The organism is Azospirillum sp. 11R-A (assembly GCF_049472615.1).
Lineage (GTDB): Bacteria > Pseudomonadota > Alphaproteobacteria > Azospirillales > Azospirillaceae > Azospirillum > Azospirillum palustre.
In genome coordinates, this window is sequence record NZ_JBCEBL010000014.1 from 21,639 (window position 1) to 47,904 (window position 26,266).

Annotated in this window: 27 protein-coding genes; 14 read left to right on the top strand and 13 right to left on the bottom strand. The window is 67.7% G+C overall.

Going from position 1 to position 26,266, the window contains the following annotated elements; translation table 11 throughout:
• Positions 1-75: 75 nt before the first annotated feature.
• Positions 76-705 (bottom strand): TetR/AcrR family transcriptional regulator, encoded by a 630-nt coding sequence (locus VH569_RS19150; RefSeq protein ID WP_423317045.1) that lies wholly within the window; start codon positions 703-705, stop codon positions 76-78.
• A 237-nt stretch (positions 706-942) separates the two neighbouring features.
• Between VH569_RS19150 and VH569_RS19155 the strand changes: the two genes are divergently transcribed.
• From VH569_RS19155 to VH569_RS19165, 3 genes are all read left to right on the top strand, one after another.
• Positions 943-2,052 carry an HlyD family secretion protein gene (locus VH569_RS19155; protein ID WP_423317046.1) on the top strand — a complete coding sequence of 370 codons (1,110 nt, stop codon included), beginning with the start codon at positions 943-945 and terminating at the stop codon, positions 2,050-2,052.
• 166 nt (positions 2,053-2,218) lie between these two features.
• A complete protein-coding gene (locus VH569_RS19160; RefSeq protein ID WP_423317048.1) occupies positions 2,219-3,772 on the top strand; it encodes a DHA2 family efflux MFS transporter permease subunit in 1,554 nt (517 codons plus the stop codon).
• Between the two features lie 93 nt (positions 3,773-3,865).
• The gene (locus VH569_RS19165) at positions 3,866-4,393 is read left to right on the top strand and encodes a hypothetical protein (RefSeq protein ID WP_109048318.1); all 528 of its coding nucleotides are present in this window, start codon (positions 3,866-3,868) and stop codon (positions 4,391-4,393) included.
• A 32-nt stretch (positions 4,394-4,425) separates the two neighbouring features.
• Here VH569_RS19165 and VH569_RS19170 read toward each other — a convergent pair whose 3' ends face one another.
• Positions 4,426-5,640, bottom strand: coding sequence for an E22 family MetX-like putative esterase (locus VH569_RS19170; protein ID WP_423317050.1), 1,215 nt, complete (start codon positions 5,638-5,640; stop codon positions 4,426-4,428).
• A gap of 98 nt (positions 5,641-5,738) precedes the next feature.
• A complete protein-coding gene (locus tag VH569_RS19175; RefSeq protein ID WP_423317051.1) occupies positions 5,739-6,059 on the bottom strand; it encodes a heavy metal-binding domain-containing protein in 321 nt (106 codons plus the stop codon).
• A 163-nt stretch (positions 6,060-6,222) separates the two neighbouring features.
• On the opposite strand from VH569_RS19175, the gene VH569_RS19180 reads away from it, so the two are divergent.
• The 6 genes from VH569_RS19180 to VH569_RS19205 all read left to right on the top strand — a co-directional run bounded on the left by VH569_RS19180 (position 6,223) and on the right by VH569_RS19205 (position 10,453).
• Positions 6,223-6,858, top strand: coding sequence for an XRE family transcriptional regulator (locus VH569_RS19180; RefSeq protein ID WP_423317053.1), 636 nt, complete (start codon positions 6,223-6,225; stop codon positions 6,856-6,858).
• Positions 6,859-7,176: 318 nt separating this feature from the next.
• Positions 7,177-8,163 (top strand): YqaJ viral recombinase family protein, encoded by a 987-nt coding sequence (locus VH569_RS19185; RefSeq protein WP_423317054.1) that lies wholly within the window; start codon positions 7,177-7,179, stop codon positions 8,161-8,163.
• Positions 8,151-9,038, top strand: a complete 888-nt coding sequence (locus tag VH569_RS19190) for a hypothetical protein (protein ID WP_423317056.1) — start codon at positions 8,151-8,153, stop codon at positions 9,036-9,038. Before VH569_RS19185 ends, VH569_RS19190 begins: the two co-directional genes overlap by 13 nt.
• 9 nt (positions 9,039-9,047) lie before the next feature.
• A complete protein-coding gene (locus tag VH569_RS19195; RefSeq protein WP_423317057.1) occupies positions 9,048-9,389 on the top strand; it encodes a hypothetical protein in 342 nt (113 codons plus the stop codon).
• Positions 9,390-9,422: 33 nt separating this feature from the next.
• Positions 9,423-9,683 carry a hypothetical protein gene (locus VH569_RS19200; protein ID WP_109048324.1) on the top strand — a complete coding sequence of 87 codons (261 nt, stop codon included), beginning with the start codon at positions 9,423-9,425 and terminating at the stop codon, positions 9,681-9,683.
• A gap of 134 nt (positions 9,684-9,817) precedes the next feature.
• The gene (locus tag VH569_RS19205) at positions 9,818-10,453 is read left to right on the top strand and encodes a LysE family translocator (protein ID WP_423317058.1); all 636 of its coding nucleotides are present in this window, start codon (positions 9,818-9,820) and stop codon (positions 10,451-10,453) included.
• Positions 10,454-10,456: 3 nt separating this feature from the next.
• On the opposite strand, the gene VH569_RS19210 is transcribed toward VH569_RS19205, so the two are convergent.
• The 5 genes from VH569_RS19210 to VH569_RS19230 all read right to left on the bottom strand — a co-directional run bounded on the left by VH569_RS19210 (position 10,457) and on the right by VH569_RS19230 (position 16,051).
• Positions 10,457-12,811: a Tex family protein gene (locus VH569_RS19210; RefSeq protein ID WP_423317060.1), complete on the bottom strand. Its 2,355-nt coding sequence runs from the start codon at positions 12,809-12,811 to the stop codon at positions 10,457-10,459.
• A gap of 397 nt (positions 12,812-13,208) precedes the next feature.
• Complete coding sequence (locus tag VH569_RS19215) at positions 13,209-13,652, bottom strand: periplasmic heavy metal sensor (protein WP_109048327.1); 444 nt, start codon at positions 13,650-13,652, stop codon at positions 13,209-13,211.
• Positions 13,649-14,077, bottom strand: a complete 429-nt coding sequence (locus tag VH569_RS19220) for a hypothetical protein (RefSeq protein ID WP_423317061.1) — start codon at positions 14,075-14,077, stop codon at positions 13,649-13,651. The genes VH569_RS19215 and VH569_RS19220 overlap by 4 nt, the downstream gene beginning before the upstream one ends.
• Positions 14,074-14,649 carry a sigma-70 family RNA polymerase sigma factor gene (locus tag VH569_RS19225; protein ID WP_109048329.1) on the bottom strand — a complete coding sequence of 192 codons (576 nt, stop codon included), beginning with the start codon at positions 14,647-14,649 and terminating at the stop codon, positions 14,074-14,076. Before VH569_RS19225 ends, VH569_RS19220 begins: the two co-directional genes overlap by 4 nt.
• A 427-nt stretch (positions 14,650-15,076) precedes the next feature.
• Positions 15,077-16,051: an NAD(P)H-dependent flavin oxidoreductase gene (locus VH569_RS19230; protein WP_423317063.1), complete on the bottom strand. Its 975-nt coding sequence runs from the start codon at positions 16,049-16,051 to the stop codon at positions 15,077-15,079.
• A 373-nt stretch (positions 16,052-16,424) separates the two neighbouring features.
• On the opposite strand from VH569_RS19230, the gene VH569_RS19235 reads away from it, so the two are divergent.
• The 5 genes from VH569_RS19235 (at position 16,425) to kdgT (ending at position 22,403) form a co-directional block, all read left to right on the top strand.
• Positions 16,425-18,680 carry an ATP-binding protein gene (locus VH569_RS19235; protein WP_423317065.1) on the top strand — a complete coding sequence of 752 codons (2,256 nt, stop codon included), beginning with the start codon at positions 16,425-16,427 and terminating at the stop codon, positions 18,678-18,680.
• A gap of 4 nt (positions 18,681-18,684) precedes the next feature.
• The gene (locus VH569_RS19240) at positions 18,685-19,158 is read left to right on the top strand and encodes a response regulator (RefSeq protein ID WP_423317067.1); all 474 of its coding nucleotides are present in this window, start codon (positions 18,685-18,687) and stop codon (positions 19,156-19,158) included.
• Positions 19,158-20,681, top strand: a complete 1,524-nt coding sequence (locus VH569_RS19245; RefSeq protein WP_423317069.1) for a sensor histidine kinase — start codon at positions 19,158-19,160, stop codon at positions 20,679-20,681. The genes VH569_RS19240 and VH569_RS19245 overlap by 1 nt, the downstream gene beginning before the upstream one ends.
• The gene (locus VH569_RS19250) at positions 20,678-21,046 is read left to right on the top strand and encodes a response regulator (protein ID WP_109050424.1); all 369 of its coding nucleotides are present in this window, start codon (positions 20,678-20,680) and stop codon (positions 21,044-21,046) included. The genes VH569_RS19245 and VH569_RS19250 overlap by 4 nt, the downstream gene beginning before the upstream one ends.
• Before the next feature lie 340 nt (positions 21,047-21,386).
• On the top strand, positions 21,387-22,403 hold the full coding sequence (kdgT, locus tag VH569_RS19255) for a 2-keto-3-deoxygluconate transporter (protein WP_423317071.1): 1,017 nt from the start codon (positions 21,387-21,389) through the stop codon (positions 22,401-22,403).
• A 28-nt stretch (positions 22,404-22,431) separates the two neighbouring features.
• Here the strand turns inward: kdgT and VH569_RS19260 are convergent, their stop codons facing one another.
• The 5 genes from VH569_RS19260 to VH569_RS19280 form a co-directional block, all read right to left on the bottom strand.
• Positions 22,432-22,962 carry a copper chaperone PCu(A)C gene (locus VH569_RS19260; protein WP_109050425.1) on the bottom strand — a complete coding sequence of 177 codons (531 nt, stop codon included), beginning with the start codon at positions 22,960-22,962 and terminating at the stop codon, positions 22,432-22,434.
• Positions 22,963-23,157: 195 nt separating this feature from the next.
• On the bottom strand, positions 23,158-23,532 hold the full coding sequence (locus tag VH569_RS19265; RefSeq protein ID WP_423317072.1) for a DUF2946 family protein: 375 nt from the start codon (positions 23,530-23,532) through the stop codon (positions 23,158-23,160).
• A 181-nt stretch (positions 23,533-23,713) separates the two neighbouring features.
• A complete protein-coding gene (locus tag VH569_RS19270) occupies positions 23,714-24,391 on the bottom strand; it encodes an ABC transporter ATP-binding protein (protein ID WP_423317073.1) in 678 nt (225 codons plus the stop codon).
• Between the two features lie 34 nt (positions 24,392-24,425).
• Positions 24,426-25,178: an ABC transporter permease gene (locus tag VH569_RS19275; RefSeq protein ID WP_423317075.1), complete on the bottom strand. Its 753-nt coding sequence runs from the start codon at positions 25,176-25,178 to the stop codon at positions 24,426-24,428.
• An 18-nt stretch (positions 25,179-25,196) separates the two neighbouring features.
• Positions 25,197-26,204 (bottom strand): ABC transporter substrate-binding protein, encoded by a 1,008-nt coding sequence (locus VH569_RS19280; RefSeq protein WP_423317077.1) that lies wholly within the window; start codon positions 26,202-26,204, stop codon positions 25,197-25,199.
• Between the last annotated feature and the right edge of the window lie 62 nt (positions 26,205-26,266).

Below are 26,266 nucleotides of genomic sequence, written 5' to 3' on the forward strand. Positions count from 1 at the left end.
GTCGCTGGCACCAACTGAGGGTTTGTGGACGCTGCGGCTCAACCCTTATTGAGCGTATTTCTGGCGCCCCGCCCCTCAGCGCGCCTCGGGTGCATAGCCCTTGACGAACAGATCGACGGCGGCATCGACGAATCGCTCCAGATCCGCGTCGCCCGGCCGTTCGCTCAGGCAAAGCAGCAGCTTCATGTGCATGTTGGCCTTCAGCAGACCGAAAAACTGGTGGGTGGCGAGGTCGCAATCGGCGATCGCCAGCTCTCCCCGCTCCACCATATGGGTCATGAACTGGTGCGCGCGCTGGAAGGTTTCGGCAGGGCCGCTGTCATAGAAGGCCTGGGCGAGCTGGGGCTGGCGCAGAACCTCGCCGAGCACCATCCGGTACAGGCCCAGCGCCTTGGGCGACGCGATGAAGCGGACGAAGGTCTTGCCGATCAGGCGCAACCCGTCGGCCGCCGGCAGGCGCATCGCATCGTCCCAGATGCCGGCCATGACGGAGTTCGCGCATTCGCAGGCGACCATCGCCCGGAACAGTTCCTCCTTGCTGCCGAAATGGGCGTACAGCGTCGCCTTGGACACGTTCGCCTTCTTGGCGACCGCGTCCATGCTGACGGCACTGTAGCCATGTTCCAGGAACAGGGTGCCGGCCGCGTCCATGATCTGGGCCGGCTTCGATCCTGCTTCGGGAGTGGGGGCAACCAATGTGGTCATGCGCGCCTCGCCTGAGTCCATGTTCCTGGCCCCTACCGCGTTCCGCATCGCCCGACAAGCCCCCTGACACCCGTTGACAAAAACTAAACCGTTCAGTTCGGTCTTGACAACAGATAGGCCGTCCGCCATCTTCCGGCAAGACTAAACTGAACGGTTCAGTTTCTTTTCCGTGACGGCGCCGGCAAGAGCGCATCGGCGGACTCCTGACCGGACCGCGGTGGATTGGGGATAGAGACAATGGCGAATGGCGTGCGGAAGATCGTGCTGTCGGGCGTTGCGCTGGCCGTGCTGGCAGGTGGCGCCGTCGCCGGCCAACATTGGTGGACGGAAGGCCGGTTCATGGAATCGACCGACAATGCCTATGTGCAGAGCGACATCACCGTCGTCAGCCCGAAGATCTCCGCCTATGTCCGCGATGTGAAGGTCGCCGAAAACCAGCTGGTGCGGACGGGCGACGTGCTGGCGATCCTCGACGACCAGGATTTCCGTGCCAAGGTGGCGGAGTCCGAAGCCGCGGTGACCGCGCAGAAGGCGGCGCTCGGCACGCTGGACAGCAAGCTGGAGCTTCAGCGCACGGTGATCGATCAGGCCGCCGCCACGCTGGCGAGTGCCGAGGCCGAGCAGCGCCGCGCCCAGCAGGATTTCGAGCGCAACCGCTCGCTGGCCAGCGACAGCTGGACCAGCCGCCAGAAGCTGGAGACCGCCGACGCCGACCTGCGCAAGGCGGTGGCCCAGGTGGCGAAGGCGCGGGCGGCGCTGGCCTCGGAGAACGAGCAGGTCAACGTCCTGCGCGCCACCCGGACCGAGACGGAAGCCCATCTGGCCCAGTCGCAGGCCACCTTGCAGACGGCGCGCAACGATCTGGACAACACCGTGATCCGCGCGCCGGTCGACGGCGTGATCGGCAACCGAGGCGTCCAGGTCGGTCAGTATGCCCGCCCGGGCGTGCAGATGCTGTCGCTGGTGCCGCTGCCCGACGTCTATGTGGTCGCCAACTTCAAGGAGACCCAGCTGTCGCGCATGCGCCCCGGCCAGCATGTCAGCATCTCCGTCGACGCCTTCCCGGACCGCCATCTGATCGGTACGGTGGAGAGCTTCGCCCCGGCCTCGGGGTCCAAGTTCTCGCTGCTGCCGCCGGAGAATGCGACCGGCAACTTTACCAAGATCGTCCAGCGCGTTCCCGTCCGCATCGCCCTGCCGCGCGACAACGCGCTGGCCGGCCTGCTGCGCCCCGGCCTGTCCGTGGTGGCGGAGGTCGACACCCGCGGTGCCGACAGCCAGCCGCATCTGGCCAGCGGCGGCGTCTTCGGCGCGCTGAGCGACAAGCAGGCGGTGGCCGCCAGGTAAGCGGCCACGGCTCCGGCGGGGACGCCGCTCCTCCTCCCCCTTCGGGGCGGCGTCCCTGTCCGTAAATTCCCCTCAATAGATCCAGGCAGCTTATCGGCCGGAGCCATCCCTGGGGCCACACCCCCGGGGCGGCAGTCGTTCGGCCGCGACGGAAGGCAGCGGTTCCATGGCGACACCGGCCCAGGGCATGCGCCCCCTTACCCCCCGCGACATCGCCGGCTTCTTCGCGATGGTCGTCGGCATGTTCATGGCGATCCTGGACATCCAGATCGTCTCCAGCTCGCTGTCGGAAATCCAGGCCGGCCTCGCCGCCAGCGCCGACGAGATTTCGTGGGTGCAGACCTCCTACCTGATCGCGGAGGTCGTGATGATCCCGCTGTCGGGCATCCTGTCGCGCATCATGTCGACCCGCGTGCTGTTCACCCTGGCGGCGGCCGGCTTCACCCTGACCAGCGTCGCCTGCGCCTTTGCCGGCGGCATCGAATCGATGATCGTCTGGCGGGCTTTGCAGGGCTTCATCGGCGGCGCGATGATCCCGACGGTGTTCGCCACCAGCTTCATGATCTTCCCGCCGGAAAAGCGGGCGGGCGTGTCGGTGATGATGGGTCTGGTCGCCACCATGGCGCCGACCATCGGCCCGACGCTGGGCGGCTATCTGACCCAGCACCTGTCCTGGCACTGGCTGTTCCTAGCCAACGTCATCCCCGGCATCCTGGTGACCTCGCTGGTCTGGTTCCTGGTCGACGTCGACCGGCCGAATCCGGAACTGCGCAAGGGCTTCGACTTCCTCGGGCTGGGTTTGATGGCCGCTTTCCTGGGCAGCCTGGAGTATGTGGTGGAGGAGGGGCCGCGCAACGACTGGTTCGACGACGAGGCGATCTTCGCGCTGGCGGTGGTGGCCGCCGTCTCCGCCGCCGGCTTCTTCTGGCGGGTGCTGTCCTACCGCAATCCCATCGTCGAGCTGCGCGCCTTCGCCGACCGCAACTTCGCCATCGGCTCGCTCTACAGCTTCATCCTCGGCATCGGTCTCTACGGGTCGGTCTATCTGCAGCCGCTGTTCCTGGCCCGCGTGCGCGGCTTCAACAGTTTGCAGATCGGCGAGATCATGTTCGTGACCGGCATCTTCCAGTTCATGTCGGCACCCATCGCCGGCGCACTGTCGAAGCGGATGGACCTGCGCGCCATGCTGGCGCTGGGGCTGATCCTGTTCGGCACCGGCGTCTGGCTGAACAGCCACTTCACCGCCGACACCGGCTTCTGGGAGCTGTTCCTGCCGCAGGCGGTGCGCGGCATGTCGCTGATGCTGTGCTTCATCCCGATCAACAGCGTGGCGCTGGGCACCCTGTCGCCGGACAAGCTGAAGAACGCGTCTGGCCTCTACAACCTGATGCGCAACCTGGGCGGCGCCATCGGGCTGGCCGCGATCAACACGGTGCTGACCGACCGCAACGCCCTGCACCTGAACCGGCTCGGCGACAATGTGAACCTCGCCCGTCCGGAGGTGCAGCAGATGGTCGACAGCCTCAGCCAGCGCTTCGACGGGCTGGTGGCCGATCCGACCGCCGCCGCGATGTCCCGGCTGGTCGGGCTGGTCCAGCGCGAGGCGCTGATCCTGACCTTCAACGACGCCATGCTGCTGATGTCGGCGGTGTTCTTCGGCGCGCTGCTGTTCATGCCGCTGGTGCGCCGTCCGGGGGCGCCGGTGAAGGCGGACCACTGAGCATGGGATAGGTTGCCGCCCATGGGTTGTGCTATAGCTTGACGGAACGTCAGACCGCCAGTCCGAACACCTGCACGAACCCCGCCGAGTCCCATGAGCAAGCGCCAATACACCCGAACCGAGGTCAAGGAACTGCTGGGCGCGCTGGAGCGCCAGTGCCGTGAGGCATCGAAGCTGGCCCAGCTGGCCGAGCATGAGGCCAGCAAGCACAGCTTCGGCGCCTACCGCGATTTCCGCGACAAGGTGGGCGAGTTCCAGGCGCTGGTCATCCTGATCGAGCAGCGCCTGCGCAATCTGGTCGATGCGCGTTCCGACGATCTGCGCGACCAGTTCGAGAAGCTGGACATGGTGATGCTGGCCCTTCTGGTGCGGGCCAGCATGCGCTTCTTCTTCGTGCTGTCGGCCAACCCGATCCTGCCGATGGGGGCCCGCGAGATCTTCGTCGCCGAGCTGCGCAGCCTGCACGATGCCGCGGAAAAGCTGAAGCGGCCCAATTATGTCGGCAAGCTCGGCCCGGAACTGGACCGCGACCTGGAGACGGCGTCGCTGATCCTGGAAGAGATCATCGACAAGGCGCCGAGCCTGCTGAACTTCCGCGGAGCGCCGGTCAGCGGGGAGTAGGGGGCTCTGGCGTCCAAAGCCCCCCCGGTGTGTTACTTCGCCAGGAATTGCGCGATCGTGTCGCCCGCCTTGCCGATGTTCACCACGCCGTCGAGATGGCCGAGCGTCGAGGTGATCGACTCGGTGTACTCCACCGCGTTCCCCTGCTTCTCCAGCCGGTCCTTCAGCGGACGCATGTTGCGGTCGGGCGGGAAGACGAGGTCGTCGGCCGACGGGATCAGCAGGACCGGAGCCTTGATCTTCGCCAGACCGTCCTCCAGCGAGGCGCCGTTGCCGGTGACGAAGGTCTGGTTGGCCTTCACCAGATAGAGGAAATGGTTGGCGTCGCTGACGGCGGCGCGGCCGGAAGCCGCCTTTTCCAGCCAGGCTTCGATGGCGTACTGGTTGCCCATCGCGGCCTTCGGGTCCTTGCCGTCCTCCGCCCATTTGCGGCCGAAGGCGGCGTCGGCCCATTTCCAGTGGCGGGCGTGCAGGGTGACCAGCTTCAGCGCCTCGGTCAGGCCGGCCTTCGGCTCCGCCTTGCCGTAATAATCGCCGTTGTTCCAGTTGGGGTCGAGTTTGATCGGTGCCGCCCACAGGTTCAACCAGCCGATCAGGAAGGGGTCGGCCTCCGGCCCGCCGATGGCGGCGATGACACGCTTGACCATCTCCGGATGGTCGGCCCCCCATTCGAAGGCCTGGAGCGACCCCATCGAGCCGCCCATCACCGCTTGCAGGGTCTTGATGCCCAGGCTGTCGACCAGCGCCTTCTGGACATTGACGAAGTCCTGGATGGTGACGATGGGGAAGCTCATGCCATAGGGCTTGCCGGTGTCCGGATTGATGCTGGCCGGGCCGGTGGTGACGACGTTGGGATCCTTGGGCGACAGGTTCACCAGCGTGTCGGAGGCGATGATGAAGTATTTGTCGGTGTCCAGCGGCTTGCCGGGACCGATGATGCTGTCCCAATAGCCGGGAGCGGCATCATCGGCCTTGTATTTCCCGGCGGCATGGCTATTGCCGCTGAAGAAATGGGTGATGAGGATGACGTTGTCCTTGGCGTCGTTCAGCTTGCCGTAGCTTTCCCAGCCGATGCGGACATTCTTGATCGTCCCGCCACCGGTGGTGGTGTAGGACGGCATCTCGAAGACCTTCTTCTCGACGATGGCGTCGAGCGCCAGAACGGGCAGGGCGCCGAACAGGCACGCCGCCATGGCGAGGCCGCCGATGCAGCCTGACCGGATGGAACCGCGGACAACCCCACGCATGTGCATCCCCCCTCGGATTGTTAGCTGGAGGGGGAGTCTACGCATAAGGTCCGGCCTGTCCAGACGCCATCGCTGACGCTTACGGTCAGGAGTTGCCTTTAGCGCAGGCGGACGGCGGTACCGTTGACCGACACCATCAGCATCCCGTTCTCCTTGCCCAGCACCTCGTAATCGACGTCCACCCCGACCACGGCATCGGCGCCCAGCGTGCGGGCCGAGTGCTGCAGGTCGGCGAAGGCCGCCTCGCGTGCCTCGCGCAGAGCCGCCTGATAGCCGCCGGCCCGGCCGCCGACGATGTCGCGCACGGAGGAGAACAGGTCGCGGAACACGTTGACGCCCATGATTGCCTCGCCGGCGACGATGCCGAGATACTCGGCGATCTGGCGGCCTTCGATGGAATCGGTGCTGGTGACGATCATGGTCGCAACTCCTTGCTGTCGGCTTCGATGCCGCACAGATGGGGCCGCTACGGCGGAGTCCAAGGCGGCACTGCGAAATCGCAGCGGCTTCTAGTCCATCGCGCCTTCCCCCATCCGGTCGCGACCGTGTAGGACAGGGTGGGGGACTGCCGAGGGGAGAGCGATGGACGACACGCGGCGAGCCATCCTGCGCTGGATGACCGGCGTCATGGAGGCGAAGGACTGGAGCGCCGGAGGCTGGGCGCGGCTGGCCGGCGTCACCGCCACCAACCTGACCCGCTTCCTGCGCGATCCGGCGATGGGCAGCGTGCCCAGCGCCGACACGCTGGCCCGTCTGGCCCGCGTCGCCGGGTCGGAACCGCGCTTCCTCGACGAGCATGCCTATGCCCCGGTCACGCGCGTGCCGGTGCTGACGCTGGAACAGGCGCACATCTTCCTCGACCTCGGCCGCCGGGCAGGGGAGGCGTTCCTGGCCGGGGCGCTGAAGGAGGGAGCCGCGTCGGTCGCCATGGACGGACACACCTCCCGCCGGGCCTTCGCGCTGCGCATCCTGTCGAAGAGCCTGGACGCCGCCGGCGTGCTGCCGCGCGACTGCGTGGTGCTGGAACCGCTGGACGTGCTGACGCCGCAGGCCGGCGACGTGGTGGTGACGGTGAGCGAGGGCACCGTCTGCGGATACCGCTTCTTTCCACCCCATCTGATGCCGGTTTCGACCGATCCCGATTGCCACCCCACCGCCTTCGACCGCGCCCATGTGGCTGGAGTCGCCGTTCACGTGGTGCGAGCGCTTCGCATGTAAAAGCCCGTGAGGGACAGAGTCGCGGTGCGCGTTCCCATCCGCCGCGACTCGCAAAAACGGTCACCACTACTCCGTCCGTTTTGACTTGTGATGACTCTCGTCAGAACACACCAAATATAGCGTGTTTTCAGGTCTTTGATCTGGTCTATGGCCAAGCCATAGGTTCACGTTTTGTTCTTGAAAGCTGCATGTTCGCATCCCATATTCAGGGTCCGGTGAGGCGGTCCGAAACACATGCTGCGAAGTCGCAGCAGAGGTCACGCTTCGAATCCGGGAAGATTGCCCGAAAGGGCCTGGAACCGGGAAAAGCGGAACAGCATGGCGATCACTCAGGCACAGCGGGATTTGCGGGCGGGGCGGATCGGGTCGTCGGATGCGACGCGCGTGATGGCCGGCGACTGGCTGTCGCTGTGGCGCGAGAAGACCGGACGGGTCGAGCCTGAAAATCTCGATCTCGTCGCCGCCGTGCAGATCGGAATCGCGACCGAGCATCTGCACCCGCGCTTCGTCGCCCATGCCGCCGGGCTCGTCTGCGTTGCAGCACCCGACACCTACCGACACGCCGAGCATGACTGGATGGTCGCCCACCCCGACTTCCTGGCCAGAAGCGCGGCCGATGGCGCTCTCGACACCATCGTGGAGGCGAAGTTCAACAGCGGCTTCCAGAGCGATGCCGATCTCGCCCGCCGCTATCACTGGCAGGTCCAGCACCAGCTGGAGGTGGTCGGTCTTGACCGTGCGCTGCTGTCGATCCTGCGCCCCACCGGCCACAGCCTGGTGACGGTGGACCGGCGGCCGGACGATGTCGAGCGGCTGGTCGAGACACTGGAAGCCTTCTGGTGGCACGTCGTCAACGACGTCGAGCCGTCGGACCCGCTGCCGATGGACGGCCCGTCCTATGAGAACGGTCGCGTCTTCGACATGGGGCGGCACAACCGCTTCCGCGCGCTGGCCGACCGGCTGGTCGCCAACCGGGCGGCGGCGTTGGAGGTGAAGGAGGCCGAGGCCGCGCTCAAGGCGCTGATGCCGGACGATGCCCGCATCGCGTTCGTTTCCATCGATAAGGCTGACGGCAAGTCTGATGGCCGGTCCGGTGGCCTCTATCTCGCACGCGACCGCGAGGGCCGGCTCAGCCTGCGCTATGGCGCACCGCCGCGCCGGGCCCTGGCGGACGCGCAATCCTGGGTGCCCTCCGCTGACCCGAACGGGGTGGAATTCAGCCTGGAAGCAGCGCTGACCGCCGGCTGGGGTGAGGGGAGAGCCGAAACGTTTGGACAAGAAGGACCCAAATCATGGGACGCATGAGCAAGACCGATCACCTCGTTGCCGATACCGAGACGCCTGAGTCGAGCGTTACCGAGTCCAACATGACCGAGTCCAGCGTGACGGAGACCGTTCCGGTCGACGCGAAATCCGGCGGCAGCCGCGGCTCGCAAGGGTCCAAGGGATCCGCCGGCGCCAGCAGCCGGGCGGAAGAGCCGCAGCGCATCGACACCATGTTCCTGTGGAACCGGCTGAAGCGCACCGACCCGAAGGCGACCAAGCCCTTCACCCGTGCCGGCGGCTTCCGCGGCACGCAGATCGACCCGACCTGGCGCTTCCAGATGATGACGGAGGTGTTCGGTCCGATCGGCAAGGGCTGGGGCTATGAGCAGGTCGACTGGACCATCGCGGAACGGATGATCTTCATCTGCGCCCGCGTCTGGTACATCGACCCGGAGACCAAGGAGAAGTGCTTCACCGGCCCGCAGTGGGGCGGGACCGAGATGGTCCGCCGCCGCAACGGCATGGAGATGCCGGACGACGAGTGCTTCAAGATGTCGATGACCGACGCGGTCGGCAAATGCCTGCTGCAAATCGGTCTGGCCGCCGACGTCTATATGGGCCAGTTCGATGACAGCAAATACCGGGAGGAATCGGAGGCCTTCTATGCCGCCAAGTCCAACCCGGACCTGCAACCCGCCGCCGTCGAAGTCTTCGAGGCGGAGGTGAAGCGCCGGCTGGGGGCCTGCCTGGACCTCGATGACCTCGAAGAGGTCTGGCGGTCGGGCGTCGGCACCCGACTGCGCGAGATCGGCGCCGTGGACCGTGCCGCCCAGCACCGCATCACCGGCCTGTTCGCCCAGAAGAAGGCCGAGATTCTGAAGCGCGAGGAAGAGGACGGGCGGGAAGCCGCCTGACGGAACGTCATGACCCAGACCACTCCCAGGGCGACTCAGAGCACCGGCGACCGGTCGCCCAGCGGTCTTTTCCGCATGAGCGCCTGGGAAGGCGAGTTCGAACGTGCCAATGCGCAGCTGCCGCGCTGGTACTGGAATCGTGACCAGCGCCGCCGCCACTACGCCCGCTGGGTGGAGGCGGAGGCCGAAACGCTGGCGATGCGGCTGTCGGGACTGCTGCGGTCCGACACGCCTGCGGAAACCGCGGGTGCGGCCCGCGTCCTTGTCGACTCGCTGTCGCGTGACATCGACTGGGCCCGACGGTTGGAAGATTCTGATTCGGAAGACGGCAAGTTCGCTCACGCCGCCTGACCGCAGGCGGCATCAAGGGAAGGATATCATCCCATGACGATAGAAGAGGTCCAGGCGCGTCTGCGCGCCGCTCAAGCCCACCTTGGGCGTGAGGGCCGCTTCGCCCTCACCCTCAGCCTGGACGGGCGCGAGGAATGCTACATCACCCATTGGTTCCGCCCCGAACCGCATGCCTTCGAGGACTGCCGTGCGGTCGGTTCCGGAACCCTCAGCGAATGCCTGGACGCGCTCGACCGCTATGTGGCGGTGAACCGTGTGCGCGACGAGGCGCCGATGCTGATGGCGGCCGAATGACATCCCCGTAACGGCCAAGCCATCGGCCTTCGTCCCCTCGTTCCCCCCGCGGACGAGGGGACTTTTTTGTCCGCCATTCGCGGGCTGTCGCGGTTGTGGTATCGTCGCCACCTTCGAGCGGAAGGGGAGCGAACATGGATCCCGCACTTGCCTTCGTCAGCATCGCCGGAGCCATTGCGGTCGGCGCCGCCAGTCCGGGGCCGAGCTTCGTGCTGGTCGCCCGCACCTCCATCGCCGTATCCCGCCGGGCCGGTCTGGCCACCGCCCTCGGCATGGGAATCGGTGGCGTGTTCTTCGCGTCCCTGGCGCTGCTGGGTCTGCATGCCCTGCTGTCGCAGGTCGGCTGGCTCTATGCGGTGCTGAAGCTGGCGGGCGGTGCCTATCTGCTCTACCTTGCCGTCCGCATCTGGCGCGGGGCGGCGGAGCCTCTCGTGATGGCGGAAGAGGGGCAGACGGCACCCGCCGGGCTGATGCGGCCGCTGCTGTTCGGGCTGCTGACGCAACTGAGCAACCCGAAGACGGCGCTGGTCTATGGCAGCATCTTCGCCGCGCTGATGCCGGCCTCACCGCCGGTCTGGCTGTTCGTCTTCCTGCCGCCGGCAATCTTCCTGATCGAAGCCGGCTGGTACGCCATCGTCGCCGCGGCATTTTCCGCCGGCCGGCCGCGTGCTGCCTACCTGCGGTCCAAGCGTTGGGTCGACCGGGTTGCCGCCGCCGCTATCGGCGGACTCGGCGTCCGCCTGATGGCGGACGCTTTGCCCCCTCCCTGACCCTTACTTCTTCTTGCCCGACTGCGCCCGGGCGAACGCCTCGGCGAAGGCGCTGTTGACCGGTTCCGGCGCCTTGGCCGGCTTCGGCGCAGCCTTGGCCGCAGGCGCCGCCGGGCGGCGATCCTGCTGCTGCGGCGGACGGCCCGGTCCCCGTTCGTCACGGCGCTGCTCTTCGCGGCGGGCCGGACGCGGCGCTTCCTCGCCCATGCGCATGGTCAAGGCGATGCGCTTGCGGGGAATGTCGACCTCCAGAACCTTCACCTTCACCACGTCGCCGGCCTTCACCACCGTGTGAGGGTCCTTCACGAAGCTGTTGGCGAGCTGGGAGATATGCACCAGCCCGTCCTGGTGGACGCCGATGTCGACGAAGGCGCCGAAGGCGGTGACGTTGGTGACGACGCCCTCCAGCATCATGCCGGGCTGGAGATGCTTCAGCTCCTCGACGCCTTCCTTGAAGGTGGCGGTCTTGAACTCCGGACGGGGGTCGCGGCCGGGCTTCTCCAGCTCCTTGATGATGTCCTCGACGGTGGGGACGCCGAAGCGCTCGTCGGTGAACTCCTCGGCATTCAGGCCGCGCAGGAAGCGGGCGTCGCCGATGACGCTGCCGAGGTCGCGGCCGGTCGTCTTCACGATGCGCTGGACCACCGGATAGGCTTCCGGATGGACGGCGGAACCGTCGAGCGGATTCTCACTGTCGCGGATGCGCAGGAAGCCGGCGGCCTGCTCGAAGGTCTTCGGCCCCAGCCGCGCCACGTCCAGCAGCTGCTTGCGCGAGCGGAAGGCGCCGTTGCGGTCGCGATGCTCGACGATGTTGCGGGCGATGGTCTCGTTCAGACCCGACACGCGGGTCAGCAGCGGAATCGAGGCGGTGTTGAGGTCGACGCCGACGGCGTTCACGCAATCCTCGACAACCGCGTCCAGCGACCGGGCCAGCTTGCCGCCGGCCACGTCATGCTGGTACTGGCCGACGCCGATGGATTTCGGCTCGATCTTCACCAGCTCGGCCAGCGGATCCTGCAGGCGGCGGGCGATGGACACCGCGCCGCGCAGGCTGACGTCCAGGGTGGGGAACTCGTGCGCCGCGGTTTCGGAGGCGGAATAGACCGACGCGCCGGCCTCGCTGACCACCAGCTTGGTCAGCGACAGCTCGGGGTGGCGCTTCATCAGGTCGGCGGCCAGCTTGTCGGTCTCGCGCGACGCGGTGCCGTTGCCGATGGAGATCAGTTCCGCCTTGTGCCGGGCCGCCAGTGCCGCCAGCACCGCCAGCGAGCCGTCCCAGTCGTTGCGCGGCGGGTGCGGATAGATGGTGGTCGTTTCCACCAGCTTGCCGGTGGCATCGACCACCGCCACCTTGACGCCGGTGCGGATGCCGGGGTCGAGCCCGATGGTGACGCGCTGACCGGCGGGGGCGGCCAGCAGCAGGTCGTGCAGGTTGCGGGCGAAGACGCGGATCGCCTCATCCTCGGCGCGCTCGCGCAAGGATCCCATCAGATCGGTCTCGATGTGCGGGCCGATCTTCAGCTTCCAGGTCCAGCGCACCACGTCGGACAGCCATTTGTCGGCCGGGCGGCCCTGGTCGCGGATGCCGGTGTGGACGGCGATGGTGCCCTCCGCCGGGTGGGGCTGCCCTTCCTCGACCGGAAGGTCCAGGCGGATGTCGAGCACGCCCTGCGCCCGGCCACGGAACAGCGCCAGCGCGCGGTGCGACGGCAGCTTCGACCAGTTCTCCGAGAAGTCGAAATAGTCGGAAAATTTGGCGCCCTCCGCCTTCTTCTCCTCGATCACCTTGGAGGTGACGACGCCCTTGTCGGCCATGGCGGTGCGCAGCCGGCCGACCAGTTCGGCATCCTCGCCGAAGCGTTCGACCAGGATGTGACGTGCGCCGTCCAGCGCCGCCTTGACGTCGGCGACGCCCTTGTCGGCGCTGACGAAGGCGGCGGCCTCCATGTCCGGCTGCTTCTTAGGATCGGCCAGCAGTGCGTCGGCCAGCGGCTCCAGCCCGGCCTCGCGGGCGATCTGGGCCTTGGTGCGGCGCTTCTGCTTGTAGGGGAGATAGAGATCCTCAAGCCGGGTCTTGGTGTCGGCCTGTTTGATCTGGCGCTCCAGCTCCGGCGTCAGCTTGCCCTGGTCCTGGATGGTGGACAGGATGCTGGCGCGGCGGTCCTCCAGCTCGCGCAGGTAGCCCAGGCGCTCCTCCAGGGTGCGGAGCTGGGTGTCGTCCAGACCGCCGGTCGCCTCCTTGCGGTAGCGCGCGATGAAGGGAACGGTCGATCCCTCGTCGAGCATGGCGATGGCGGAAGCGACCTGGGACTCGCGGACCGACAGTTCGTCGGCGATGCGCTGGCTGATGGACAGCATGAGGCAGGGATCCTGCGGACTGGTGACGAAACAACGGGCGTCTGTCATAGCGCGTCGGGGGCGGGTGACGCCACCCCGGCCTTTCGTCAGAGAGACAGGGCAGGGCAGGTCAACCGTCAGCGGGACCATGCGGCGACGATCTTCGCAAATAAGTGGTAGGGGGCGATTTCTCCCCTCCATTCATCGGCCGTTAACCATATCGGCCTATATCTTTGCGTGCAACTTGGTTGCGTTTCCTCCCGAACCAACTTAAGGGCGGCCCGGCGGCGATACCGTCTGGCCGCCTTTTCTTTTTCGGTCGCAAAGTCCGTTTTCGGACAAAGGAAAAAGGGCCGGGACGAACATGCCGCCCCGGCCTGACCCCGGATGTGTCTGCCGCCGGTCGAAACCGAAAGGATCAGGGAAGGCGGCTTTCAGCCAAACGCAGGCGGCCTTCGGGGGAGAGACGGGAAAGGGTATCGACGACGCGCGCCTCGATCTCGCTCCGCAAGGCGGCGTCATTGGCATGGACGCTGTCGAACATGGCCTTGACGACGGCCGCATCGAAAGGCTGGGCCATCAGGGCGGTGCGCAGACGGGGAGTGAACTCCTCCCGGCTGACATGCATGCGGACGAACAGCGGGCGGGCGTCGTCCAGCGCCTTGCGCAGGACCGTGGCATCGGCCGGCGACAGGCGCCGCGACACATCGTCGACGAAGCGTTCCAGCAGCTGGTCCGGCCCGCCGGGCGGCGGGGGTGGGCGGAAGCTGTGGGCGACGACGAAGCCGCCGGCAAGCATATTGAGCGCAAGGGACCCGACCAGCAGGAACCAGGGCCAGCGGCGCCGGATCGACGGCGTCATCGCGTGTCTCCCAGATAGCTGACGATCATCACGCCGGACAGGCTGGGAGTGCTCGTCTTTTCGAAGGAAATCAGGCCCTGGCTGTAGCTGAGGAAGCCGACCAGCGCCATGCCGGCCAGGAACCCGGCCAGCGGGGCAGGGCGGAAGGGCGGCCGCGACAGGAACCACGGCACGAATTCGGGCACGATCCGCTGCGCCAGACAGTCGGCGATGCGGTCGAAGACCTCGGCCTCGCGCCGGGATGAGACCAGCGGGGTCGAGGCGGCATCGAGCAGCGCGTCGGTGACGGCGGCATCGGCCAGCAGGTTGCGGGCTTCGGCGCTGTCGTCCAGAAGGGCCAGCGCATCGACCCGGGCCGAACGCGGCCAGCGGTCCAGATCGGCGCCATAGGCCTCGGCGTAGCGTTTGAACTCTTTGAGCGTCATGACCGTGCACCGTCCTTCTGACGGATCAGGGGTTGAAGCCGGGCCCGCACGACGCGGCGCGCCCGGACCAGCAGACTTTCCATAGCCGAAACAGACACCTGCAGTATTTCCGATGCTTCAGCGCACGTCATCTCCTCATGGTAGCAAAGGCTGAGCGCCGCCCGCTGCCGCTCGGGAAGGGCGGCGATCGCGGCATCCACGGCGGCGCCGATCCGGATGCCGTCGATCACCGTCTCGGCGCTCCAGGCCGGATCGGCGATCTCGTCGGCGGCATCCAGGGGGGCGAAGCTGCGGCGCCGCTTGTAGTCGATGGCACGGTTCACCACGATCCTGTACAGCCAGGTCGTGAAGCGGGTTCCATCGCCGCGCCAGCGGTCGGCGTTGGCCCAGATCTGCAGGAAGGCGTCCTGCGCGACCTCTTCGGCGTCGGCGGCGTTCCCGACAACCCGTTGGGCCAAGGCGATGCTGCGGCGCAGATGCCGGCGCGTGAGCGTTCCAAACGCTTTCCGGTCGCCGGCCGCGGCGTCCGCCATCAACGCCTCGTCCGTCACCGTCTCCTCGGTAGGCTTCACGCCGTCGTCCGCCCGCTCCCGGTTGCTGTCAGGCTTTTATACGCGACCGGGGCCGGAAGTCCTGCGCGGCGGCAGGCAATTTTCCCCATAGGGGATTTCCCTGAGAAGCGGCCCTGCTCCAGCAGTTAATTTCCATAAGAATCCTTATGCGTCTTTTGTGCGCGCTGACTGGAGGGCGCTCTCCCGGCACGGTGCATGGCCGGCATCCTTGCCCGTCCGGCGGGAACCCCCGTACAGCCTTGCGGGTTGTTCCAAGCATGACCGTGGCGTCACCGGAGGCCGGCGGCGCTGCCAACGAAGCGATTGAAGGACCACACCATGCTCAAGATTCTCGGCTGGGCCATCCTGATCATCTTCATCATCGGCCTGCTGGTCGTCACCGGCATCCTGAAGCTGATCTTCTGAGTCCCCGCCCTGCCCCGCCCGTCTATTCCTCCGCCAGAGCCAGTGCGCGGCGCAGATGGGCGCGGCAGTCGGCGACCATCCGGCGGATCAGATCGTCGCAGCTCGGGATGTCGTCGATCAGGCCGATCGCCATGCCGGCGGACACGATCCCGTCCTGAACATCGCCGGACTGCATGGCCGCCCGGCCGCGCTGGCCGGCAACCAGCGGCCGGACCTCTTCGAACTGGGCGCCGCCGGGGCGCTTCTCCAGCGCCACGACCTCGTCGGATACCGCATTCCTGAAGACGCGGGCGGTGTTGCGCATGCTGCGCAGGATCAGGTTGGTGTCGCGTTCCCCGGCGGCGACCAGAGCCTGCTTGATGCCGTCATGCACCGGTGCCTCGCGCGTGCAGAGGAAACGGGTGCCCATGTTGACGCCCTGGGCGCCCAGGGCCAGGGCGGCGGCCATGCCGCGCCCGTCGGCGATCCCGCCCGAGGCGATCACCGGAATCCGCAGGGCCCGCACCGCCGCCGGGATCAGGATCAGGCCCGGGATGTCGTCCTCCCCCGGATGGCCGGCGCATTCGAACCCGTCGATGCTGATGATGTCCACCCCGGCCCGTTCGGCGCTCAGCGCATGGCGGACGCTGGTGCATTTGTGCAGGATGCGGATGCCATGGGCCTTCATCCGCTCCACGAAGGCGCGCGGGCTGTTGCCGGCCGTCTCGACGATGGTGATGCCGCTGTCGATGATGACGTCGAGATAGCGTTCGTAGGGCGGCGGCTTCACCGCGGGCAGCATGGTCAGGTTCACGCCGAATGGCCGGTCCGTCATCGCGCGGCACCGCTCGATCTCACGCGCCAGATCCTCCGGCGTCGGCTGGGTCAGTGCGGTCAGGATGCCCAGGCCGCCGGCATTCGATACGGCGGCGGCCAGCTCCGCCAGCCCGACCCACTGCATCCCGCCCTGCACAATCGGATAGTCGATGCCGAGCAGGCGCGTTACCTCGGTTTTCATGGTGTTCCCTTCCCCATATCCGACCATTTGTCGCAGACAGTCATGAAACCGCTGCGGCATACTTGTTTATAAGCGATCCCAAACGCCAATTCGGAATATGATCTTCGACGTATGATGAAAGAGCGGAACTCTGAAAAATCCAGAAACGATCATACAACGTATCCTATGATAATGAAGTATAGGGTCTGACAGGTTATCCTGTCGCTTCGTTCACCTCGACGCGGTGTGCGCGGCGAAAACAGGGTTTTTAAGCCGCTGATTGTGCTGAATACCGGCGAAAGGCGGCTGGCACCATCAGCGGGGCCCGATGTGAAGACGGGGCCGGCTCAAGAACGGACCGTCGAACTGTGACCGAGACGAGCAAAGGACGATTGTGACGCCTGCAACCGGACCGGAACCGTGGCCCCAGACCATGGCGGGCACGCTCGACCTCGACGCCTGCGCGCGCGAACCGATTCACCTTCCCGGCAGCATCCAGCCGCACGGCCATCTGCTGGCGGTGGAGGCGGACAGCCTGCGTCTGGTCTGCGCGAGCGCCGAGGCCGGAGCGGTGCTGAACCGTCCGCCCGCCGAATCCTTCGGCCTGCCGGTCGACCGTCTGATCGACTGCGCGTCGACGGCGTCGCTGGTCCGTGGACTGCGCAACGCCCCGGCGGAGCCGGTGCAGCTCGAAATCCTCAGCCTGCGCGGCGGCGACCATCAGGCCATCGCCCACCGCGCGGGTGCGCTGGTGATCCTGGAACTGGAGGAACTGCCCGCCACCGGTGCCGGCACGCTGGAGGCGCTGTACCCGCAGATGCGCGAAGGCATCCGCCGCATGCAGGCCGCCCATGATTTCGACGCCCTGCTGTCCAGCACGGCCGCGGAGGTGCGCTCGCTGACCGGGTTCGACCGCGTGCTGGTCTACCGCTTCGACGAGCAATGGAACGGCACCGTCATCGCCGAGGACGGCAACAGCCGCCTGCCCTCCTACCGTGGCTTGCGCTTTCCGGCCTCCGACATCCCGCAGCAGGCCCGGCGGCTCTATGCGCTGAACCGCCTGCGGCTGATCGCCGACACCCGCTACCAGCCGGTTCCCCTTCTGTCGGCCAAGCGGGATGTGCCGCCGCTTGACCTCAGTTTTTCCGTGCTGCGCAGCGTCTCGCCGGTGCATCTCGAATATATGCGCAACATGGGCACGCCGGCCTCCATGTCGATCTCCGTGATGGATGGCGACAGGCTGTGGGGCCTGATCTCCTGCCACCATGCGGAGCCGCGGCAGGTGTCCTTCGCGGTGCGCACCGCCTGCGATCTGCTCGGGCAGGTGCTGTCCAGCCAGATGATCGCGCTGGAACGGGCGCTGGACGCCGACCATCGCATCCGTTCCAAAAGCACGCAGGCCCGCCTGCTCGCCCATATGGCGGCGGCGGAGAGCTTCATCGACGGGCTGAGCGAGGACCGCGAGGATCTGCTGGGGCTGGTCAACGCCGATGGCGCCGCGATCCTGTTCGACGGCGACTGCCGGCTGATCGGCCGCACCCCGCCGCAGGAGGTGGTCGAGGCAATCGCCGCCGAGCTGGCCGGACAGGGCATCAAGGACCTGTTCGTCAGCCACCAGCTTCCGGCCGAGATGCCGGCCGCCGCCGGGATGGAGCGGACAGCCAGCGGCCTGCTGGCAATCTCCATCTCGCAGCTTCACCCCAGCTATCTTCTGTGGTTCCGGCCGGAGATCGTGCAGTCGATCGACTGGGCCGGCGAGCCCAGGAAGCCGCTGGACTCCAGCGGCGGGCTGTCGCCCCGCAGTTCCTTCGAAGCCTGGAAGGAGACGGTGCGCGGCCTGTCCCTGCCCTGGCGCCATGGCGAGATCGAGGCGGCCGGCGATTTCCGCAACGCCATCGTCAGCATCGTTCTGCGCAAGGCCGAGGAGATGGCCGCGCTGAACGAGGAACTGCGCCGCACCAACGGCGAGCTTGCCGCCTTCTCCTATTCGGTCTCGCACGACCTGCGGGCTCCGTTCCGGCATGTCACCAGCTATGCCGAACTGTTGCGGTCCCGCGCGGGAGATAAGCTGAGCGAGCGGGAGCGCCATTACCTGGACAGCATCATCGAGGCGGCGAGTTCGGCCGGGCGACTGGTCGACGGGCTGCTGCATTTCTCGCAGCTGGGCCGCACCACGCTGGCGCGGGTGGAGGTCGATGTCGGCCAGCTGGTGGACGAGGTGCGCCATCTGCTGGAGCCGGATCTGCAGGGCCGCAACGTTCGTTGGACCGTGCATCCCCTGCCCGGCGTGACCGGCGACCCGACCATGCTGCGGCTGGTGGTGCAGAATCTGCTGGCCAACGCCATCAAATACACCCGCGACCGCACCGATCCGGAGATCGAGGTCGGCTGCCGGTCCAACGCCGACGCGCACGAGTTCTTCGTCCGCGACAATGGCCGTGGATTCGACATGGCCTATGCCGGTAAGCTCTTCGGCGTATTCCAGCGCCTGCACCGCGAGGAAGAGTTCGAAGGCATCGGCATCGGGCTTGCCAATGTCCGCCGCATCGTGGAGCGCCACGGCGGGCGGGTCTGGGCGGAAGGCAGGCTGGATCACGGCGCCACCTTCCATTTCTCCCTGCCGCGGTCCGTCGCCGCCGAATCGAGGTAGCCCCATGGCCACGCTGAAACCGATCCTGCTGGTCGAGGACAACCCGAAGGATCTGGAGCTGACGCTGGAGGCGTTCGCCGAGGCGCAGCTCGCCAACGACATCGTCGTCGCCCGCGATGGGGCGGAGGCGCTGTCCTATCTTTTCCATGACGACGGGCAGGCGGTGTCGAAGCCGACCGACCCGAAATATCCGGCCGTCATCATCCTCGACATCAAGTTGCCGAAGGTGGACGGGATCGAGGTGTTGCAGCGGATCAAGGCGAACGAGAACACCCGCGCCATCCCCGTGGTCATGCTGACCTCCTCCAAGGAGGAGCAGGATCTCGTCCGCAGCTACCGCCTGGGGGTGAATGCCTTCGTGGTCAAGCCGGTCGGTTTCAAGGAGTTCTTCGACGCGATCCGCGACATCGGCAGCTTCTGGGCGATTCTGAACGAGCCGCCGCCCGGCTGCCATTCCCGCCGGCCACGCGGCACCTGATGGCCGATGTGATCGACACCGCCGCCGGCGATGCCGCGGGTCTGGGCCCGCCGACGCCCTGTCGCGTCCTCCTGCTGGAGGACAGCGGCATCGACGCCGATCTGGTGCGCGAACATCTTCTGATGATCGACGACCATGCGTTCGAGGTCCATCGCGTCGAGACGCGGCAGGCCTTCATCGAGGCGGTTGCCGACGGCGGCCCCTTCGACCTGATCCTGTCCGACTTCGACCTGCCCGATTTCGACGGCATGTCGGCGCTGGCCATCGCGCGCGACCGCCTGCCGCGGGTGCCCTTCATCTTCGTGTCAGGCATGCTGGGCGAGGAGAACGCCATCGAGGCACTGAAGAAGGGTGCCACCGACTATGTCGTGAAGCTGCGGATGGAGCGGTTGCAGGTGGTGGTCCGCCGCGCCCTGATCGAGGCGCGCGACCGCAACGAGCTGGCCGACAAGCGCGCCGCCCTGGCTGAAAGCGAGGCGCGGCTGCGCTTCGCGCTGGAGGCTGGGCGGCTGGGATCCTGGGAGCTGACGCTGGCGACCAACCGGCTGCGCGTCTCGTCGATCTGCGCCGCCAACCTCGGCTTGGCCGATCCGGCCGAAATCCCGACCTACGACCGCCTGCTGGAGCGGGTCCATCCCGACGACCGCGAGCATCAGCAGGCCATGGTGCGGCAGGCGGTGAGCAGCGGGTCGCCGCTGGACATGGAATACCGCACGATCTGGCCCGACGGCAGCGTCCATTGGGTGCAGGTTCGTGGCCGCGCCATCTATGACAAGGACGGTGCGCCGACCGGGATGGCCGGCGTTTCGCTGAACATCACCGACCGCAAGAAGGCCGAGGAGCGGCAGCTGTTGCTGCTGGAGGAACTGAACCACCGGGTCAAGAACACGCTGGCGATGGTGCAGTCCATCGCCAAGCAGACCCTGCGCGCCGCCCCGTCGGTGGAGGCCTTCCCCGATGCCTTCCAGTCCCGCCTGCGCGCTCTGGCCCAGGCCCACGATCTGCTGACCCGCCGCCATTGGCAGGGTGCCTCGCTGAGCGAGATCGCCGCGCTGACGCTGGAGCCCCATGTCCATGCCGGCCGCGTCAAGGTTGCCGGTCCGCCGGTCAATCTGACCACCGGCGTGGCGGTGTCGCTGCACCTCGCCTTTCACGAGCTTGCCACCAACGCCGCGAAATACGGCGCGCTGTCGGCGGAGAACGGCCGTGTCGATCTGGATTGGGAAATCGTCAAACCGGGACAGACGCCGGTGCGCAACAGCGTGAACGAATCCTGCGGTCAGGCCGGTTCCGGCCAAACCGGCGGCCGATCCGTCCGTGACGGTGCCGGCGCGCTGGTACTGCGCTGGCGCGAGAGCGGCGGGCCGCCGGTGGCGCCGCCGACCCGGCGCGGCTTCGGTTCCCGCCTGATCGAGCGCGGTCTGGCGCATGAGTTGGAGGGCGATGTCGCCCTTGCTTTCGAAACCGCCGGCGTGCGATGCCGGCTCGTCATTCCTCTGTCTTCGCGAGTGAGCCCGCAGTGACCGACGCCAATCTGTCGAACCTGACCGTCCTGATCGTCGAAGACGAACCGCTGATCGCCATGAGCCTGGAGGACGCCCTGATCGACCAGGGAGTCGCCTGTCTCGGCCCGGCGGGTTCGGTGTCCGCGGCGTTGGAAATGATCGAAGCGGGCGGATTCGACATCGCGCTGCTCGACGTCAACCTGCGTGGCGAACGGGTGGACGCGGTGGCCGACCGGCTGGCCGGCGCCGGCATCCCCTTCATCTTCACCACCGGCCATGGGGCCGAGGGCCTGCCAGATGCCCACCGCACCCGGCCGGTGATCGGCAAGCCGTTCCGCGACATCGACATCACCGACGCCCTCGCCCGCCACCGGCCGCGCTGACCGTCTGTCCCGCCGGTTCCGCCACCGGCACCGGCGGGACCGGCCCGCACCCGCATCGACATTCGACCGACCCCGGTCCAGCCGCCGCCCTGCGTGCGGCTTCCGGCATGCTGCCTGCTGCCTCGCCGGCCTCCCCGTCCCGCTCCTCCGCTTCCCGCCCGGCGCGACAACCTGTCGCGGCTGACAATCAGCCGCTTTGACAATGACCGGCTAACTTATATACTAGTATGCACAAAGCGGCGCTTCGGCTCCCGCTTCAACGAGATTGACGGCCGCTGAAACATGCCCGATGGCGAAGGGGCGCGGCGGCGACGGGATGAAATTCGCAGGAGTGTCTTCCATGAACATCAAGTCCCGGATCGACCGTATCCCCGGCGGGATGATGATCGTCCCCCTGTTCCTTGGTGCCTGCCTGAACACGCTGGCTCCCAATACGGGCAAGTTCTTCGGCTCCTTCACCAACGGCCTGATCACCGGCACGCTGCCGATCCTGTCGGTGTGGTTCTTCTGCATCGGCGCCAGCATCAGCCTGAAGGCCACCCCGCTGGTCCTGCGCAAGAGCGGCGTGCTGGTTTCGGTCAAGATCCTCACCGCGGCGATGGCGGGCGTCATCGCCTCCTGGTTCATCCCGGCGGAGGGCATCACCTCGGGCTTCTTCTCCGGCCTGTCGGTGCTGGCGATCATCGCGGTGATGAACGACACCAACGGCGGCATGTACATGGCGCTGATGCAGCAATACGGCACCAAGGAGGAAGCCGGCGCCTTCTGCCTGATGTGCCTGGAATCCGGCCCCTTCATGACCATGGTCACGCTGGGCATCGCCGGTCTGGCCGCCTTCCCCTGGCAGACGATGGTCGGCGCCCTGCTGCCCTTCCTGATCGGCTTCGCGCTGGGCAACCTCGACAAGGACCTGCGGGCCTTCTTCACCCAGGGCGTCTCGGTGATGGTTCCCTTCTTCGCCTTCGCGCTGGGCAACAACCTGAACTTCTCGACCATCCTCAACACCGGCCTGCTGGGCATCGTGCTGGGTCTGGGCGTGATCGCCGTCACCGGCTTCATGCTGGTGCTGGCCGACATCCTGCTGGCGAAGGGCAACGGCACGGCCGGCATCGGTGCCGCCTCCACCGCCGGGGCCGCGGTGACGGTGCCGCCGATCATCGCTTCCATCGAGCCGACCTTCGCGCCGGTCGCTCCGTCCGCCACCGCGCTGATCGCCACCAGCGTGGTCGTCACCGCCCTGCTGACGCCGCCGCTGACCGCCTGGTGGGCGCGCCGGTTCGGCGTGCTGTCGCCCCGTTATCGGGCGGCCGAGGCGGCCAAGCTGGCCCAGCCGGTGGGGATCGCTGCGGCCGAATAAGGGCGTGGATTGTAAAAGGCCKTTTCCATTACTGCTTCTGGGCCGGTGCGGCGTTGTGGGTGTGGCCGGCGCCGGCAGCCCCCATGCTGTGGCCTTCGGCCGGCGCCGCGGCCTGCCCGGCCGCCTCGATCGCGATCTCGACCTCGACGGTGCCGGCCTTCTCGAAGCGCAGGGTCATCGGGATGTGGGCGCCCTTCACCAGCGGCTGCTTGAGGCCGAGCAGCATGATGTGCAGCCCGCCCGGCGCCAGCTTCACCGCCTCGCCCGCCGGGACCGGGATGCCGCCGGCGACTTCGCGCATCTTCATCACGCCGTTCTCGTTCAGATGGGTGTGCAGTTCGGCCTTCTCCGCCGCGGGGGTGGAGGCGCCGACCAGACGGTCTTCCGTCGTTCCGGTGTTGGTCAGCGACAGATAGGCGCCGCCATTCGGCGCGGACGGCGCGGTGGCGCGGGCCCAGGGATGGCCGATCTCGATTGCACCGGCCTTGAAGCCGTGGGCCAGGGCGGTGCCGGCACCGAACAGGGCGATGGCTGCGGCGATGCCGAGAATGCGCTTCATGAACTCTTCTCCTGGAATGCGGATGTGAAGAACAGGGGATGGCCGCCACGGCGGATAACGCCGCAGGGCTCGTGGGCTATGGGGCGTGCACCGGGCACGCTGTGTCTTGGATCGCTGCGGCGGCCGGGGCGCGGAATCTGCACAGGGACCGGGCGTGGCGGCCGGCAGCGGCGATGATTCGAAGCGGGAGGAAAATCAGGCGGGCGGTGGGGGAGCCCGCGCCTGAAGGGTCGACAGGAACCAGCCGGCGGCGACATGCTCGGCCGGCAGCAGGCCGGTGTCGCGGTCCATGGCAAGGGCGGGGCCGACCGCCAGCAGCGGCGGCGGCAAGGCCAGCCCGGTCACCAGCGGGCAGAGCGGGCAATGGCCGGTTCCGGACGATGCCGGGTCCGGCGACTTCCCATGATCGCCGTCATGGGGGATCGCGAAATCGGCCGCAGCGGCCTGGATGGTGGTCAGGCCGCCGGAGGAGCAGATTGCCAGGGACACGGTCTCCCCGGCCTGGGCGATCCCGCCGCTCATCAGGGGCATCCAGCCCCAGGCGATGACTTGCAGCAAAAGGGCAGCCATCCCGGCCACAAGGCCGAGCTGCCGCACCCGCCGCACTGTCATCCGACCGAAAGCCATCCGGCTTCGACGCCCTCTGCAAACGCCGGGCGTTCCCGGCAAGGATGCGGCCACGATAGCGCAGCGTTCGTGAACGGACGAGCGGCAAATGGACCCACAGGCCGCGCGGGGCCGGCCCATTGCCTCAGGCCAGCAGGCGGAAGGCCGGTTCCGGCCGGGACAGCAGGTCGCGGCGCAGCACCTCGATGGTGGCGTCGTCGCGGGCGGCGCGGGGAACGGCCACCGGCACCTCCGCCACCACCCGGCCGGGCGAAGGCGCCAGCAGGAGAAGCCGGTCGGCGAGAGCCAACGCCTCGCGCAGATTGTGGGTGACCAGCAGGACGGTGGTCGGCCGCCGGTCCAGCAAGTCCGACAGCAGCCCGCGCAGCCGCAGCGCCGTCGGTTCGTCCAGCGAGACGAACGGCTCGTCCATCAGCAGCAGGTCCGGCTCCACCACGAAGGCGCGGGCGAGCGCCACCCGCCGCGCCATGCCCAGCGAGAGCTGGGTCGGGAAGCGGTCGGCGAAGGGCGACAGCTCCAGCGCCTCCAGCATGGCATCGACCGCCGGTCCGCGCCGCTGCGCCCGCAGCAAAACCAGCGCCAGATTCTGCCGCACCGTGCGCCAGGGCAGCAGGCGCGGCTCCTGGAAGACATAGCCGATGCGGGCCGGCCCGCCGTCCGGACGTGGCCCGACCTCCACCCTGCCGTCGAAGGCGCGGTCCAGCCCGGCGACGATGCCGAGCGCCGTCGTCTTGCCGCAGCCGCTGGGACCGACCAGCGCCACGACCTCTCCCGCCGCGGCCGACAGGGTCAGGCCACGCACCGCCTCCACCGCGCCGAAGCGCTTGGAGCGGATCTCAAGCGTCAGCGGGCATCCGCCGCCACCGCTGGCAATGCCGCTCGGCCGGCTGGAGGACGCCGTATTCCAGAAGCTGGACCACGGCCACGAACGCGATGGTGTAAGCCAGGATTCCTGCGACATCGAACGTCTGGAAAAGGAGGTTGATCTGGAATCCGACACCGTCGCTGCGGCCCAGCAGTTCGACCACCAGCACGATCTTCCAGATCAGCGCGAGGCCGGACCGCGCAGCCGCGGCGATGGTGGGGGTGAGTTGCGGCAGCAGCACATGGCGAAGCCGGTCCGCGGGCGACAGGCGGTAGACGCGGGCCATGTCGACCAGCCCCTCGTCGATGGCGCGGGCGCCGGCCCGCACCAGCACCACCGTGTTGGGAATCTTGTTGATGGCGACGGCGCCGATGGCCGCCGCCTCGGTCAGGCCGAACCAGACATAAGCCAGCACGATGACCACCAGCGCCGGCAGATTCAGGAAGAAGACCAGCCAGGGGCCGAACAGCCGGTCGATGACGGGTGAGCGCCCCATCGGCAGGCCGATCCCGACGCCGATGGACATGGCGAGCGCGAAGGCCGCCAGCACGCGCAACAGGGTGACGCCCATGTGATGGAACAGCGCCCCGCTCTCAGCCTCGCGCAGCAGGGCTTCGGCCACCACCGGCGGTCCCGGCAGCAGGCGTCCGCCGACGGTCATGGCCGCGGCCTGCCACAGCGCCAGCAGCAGCAGGATCGACACCACTGGCATCAGGGCAGGCATCAGGGCGCGGCGCACCGGCTACGCCCCACCGGTCCAGAAGGTGCCGGGCGCGATGACGGGTGCGTCGCCGACCAGTTCCCGCCCGCCCAGCCTTGCCATCAGCGCGTAGAGTTTCGCGGCCCCTGCCCGCTCCTCCTCCGTCCAGCGGCGCGGGATGCCGTCGCGGTAGCGGTCGCGCAGCGTGCGGAAGGTGGCGTCGTCCTCCGCCTGCATCAGCGGGGCGAGCCGCTCCCAGGCGGCGTCGGACTGCACCAGCAGGCTCTTCGCCTGAGCGGTGGCGGCCTGGAAGCCGGCAAGGGCGGCCGGGTTGGCGCGCGCCCACTCCTCGCGGAAGACATAGCCGATGGACGGCACCGTCGCCGGCTGGCCCAACGCCTCCAGCATGTCGGCCACGGTGATCGACACCCGCATGCCCTTCGCCTCCAGCCGGGCGGCGAAGGGCCAATAGGTCAGCACCGCATCCAGGTCGCCATCGGCGATCTTGCTGTTCAGCAGGGGCGGTGCGGCGAAGAAGGGCTGCGCATCGCGGTCGAGCGACAGCCCGTGCCGGTCGGCCGCCACCGCCTTCAGCAGAAGCCAGCTCTTGTCGAGCGGACTGCCGGCGACGCCGATGCGCTTGCCCCGCAGATCGCCGACCCCGGCAATCGCGGAGCCGGCGGGAACGACCAGCGCGCCGACGGCGGTCGAATAGGGGATGAAGCACAGCGCCTCCCCCTTGCTGCGCATCCGCGACACCCACAGCCAGTCGGAAACGATGATCTCCACCGCGCCGGCCTGGAGCGCCACCTGGGTGGCGGGGTTGCCGGCCAGCTCGACCAGTTGCAGGTCGATCCCGGCCTGCCTGTCGAAGCCGTTGGCGCGGACGGTGTCGAGTTCCCAGCTGACCGTGCCGAATTTCAGCACCCCGGCGCGGACGGCCGGAGGGCTGGCAGCGGAATCGGAGGCCGCGGCGTTCCGGACCAGTGCCGACGCCAGAAGCGCGCCGGCCGCCAGCAAGGTCGTCCGTCTGCTACAGCCTGCCGCCATGGTCCCCGTCCGCTCATTCTTTGGACTGCCAGCTTACGAGGACTGTAGATGGTTCGTATATT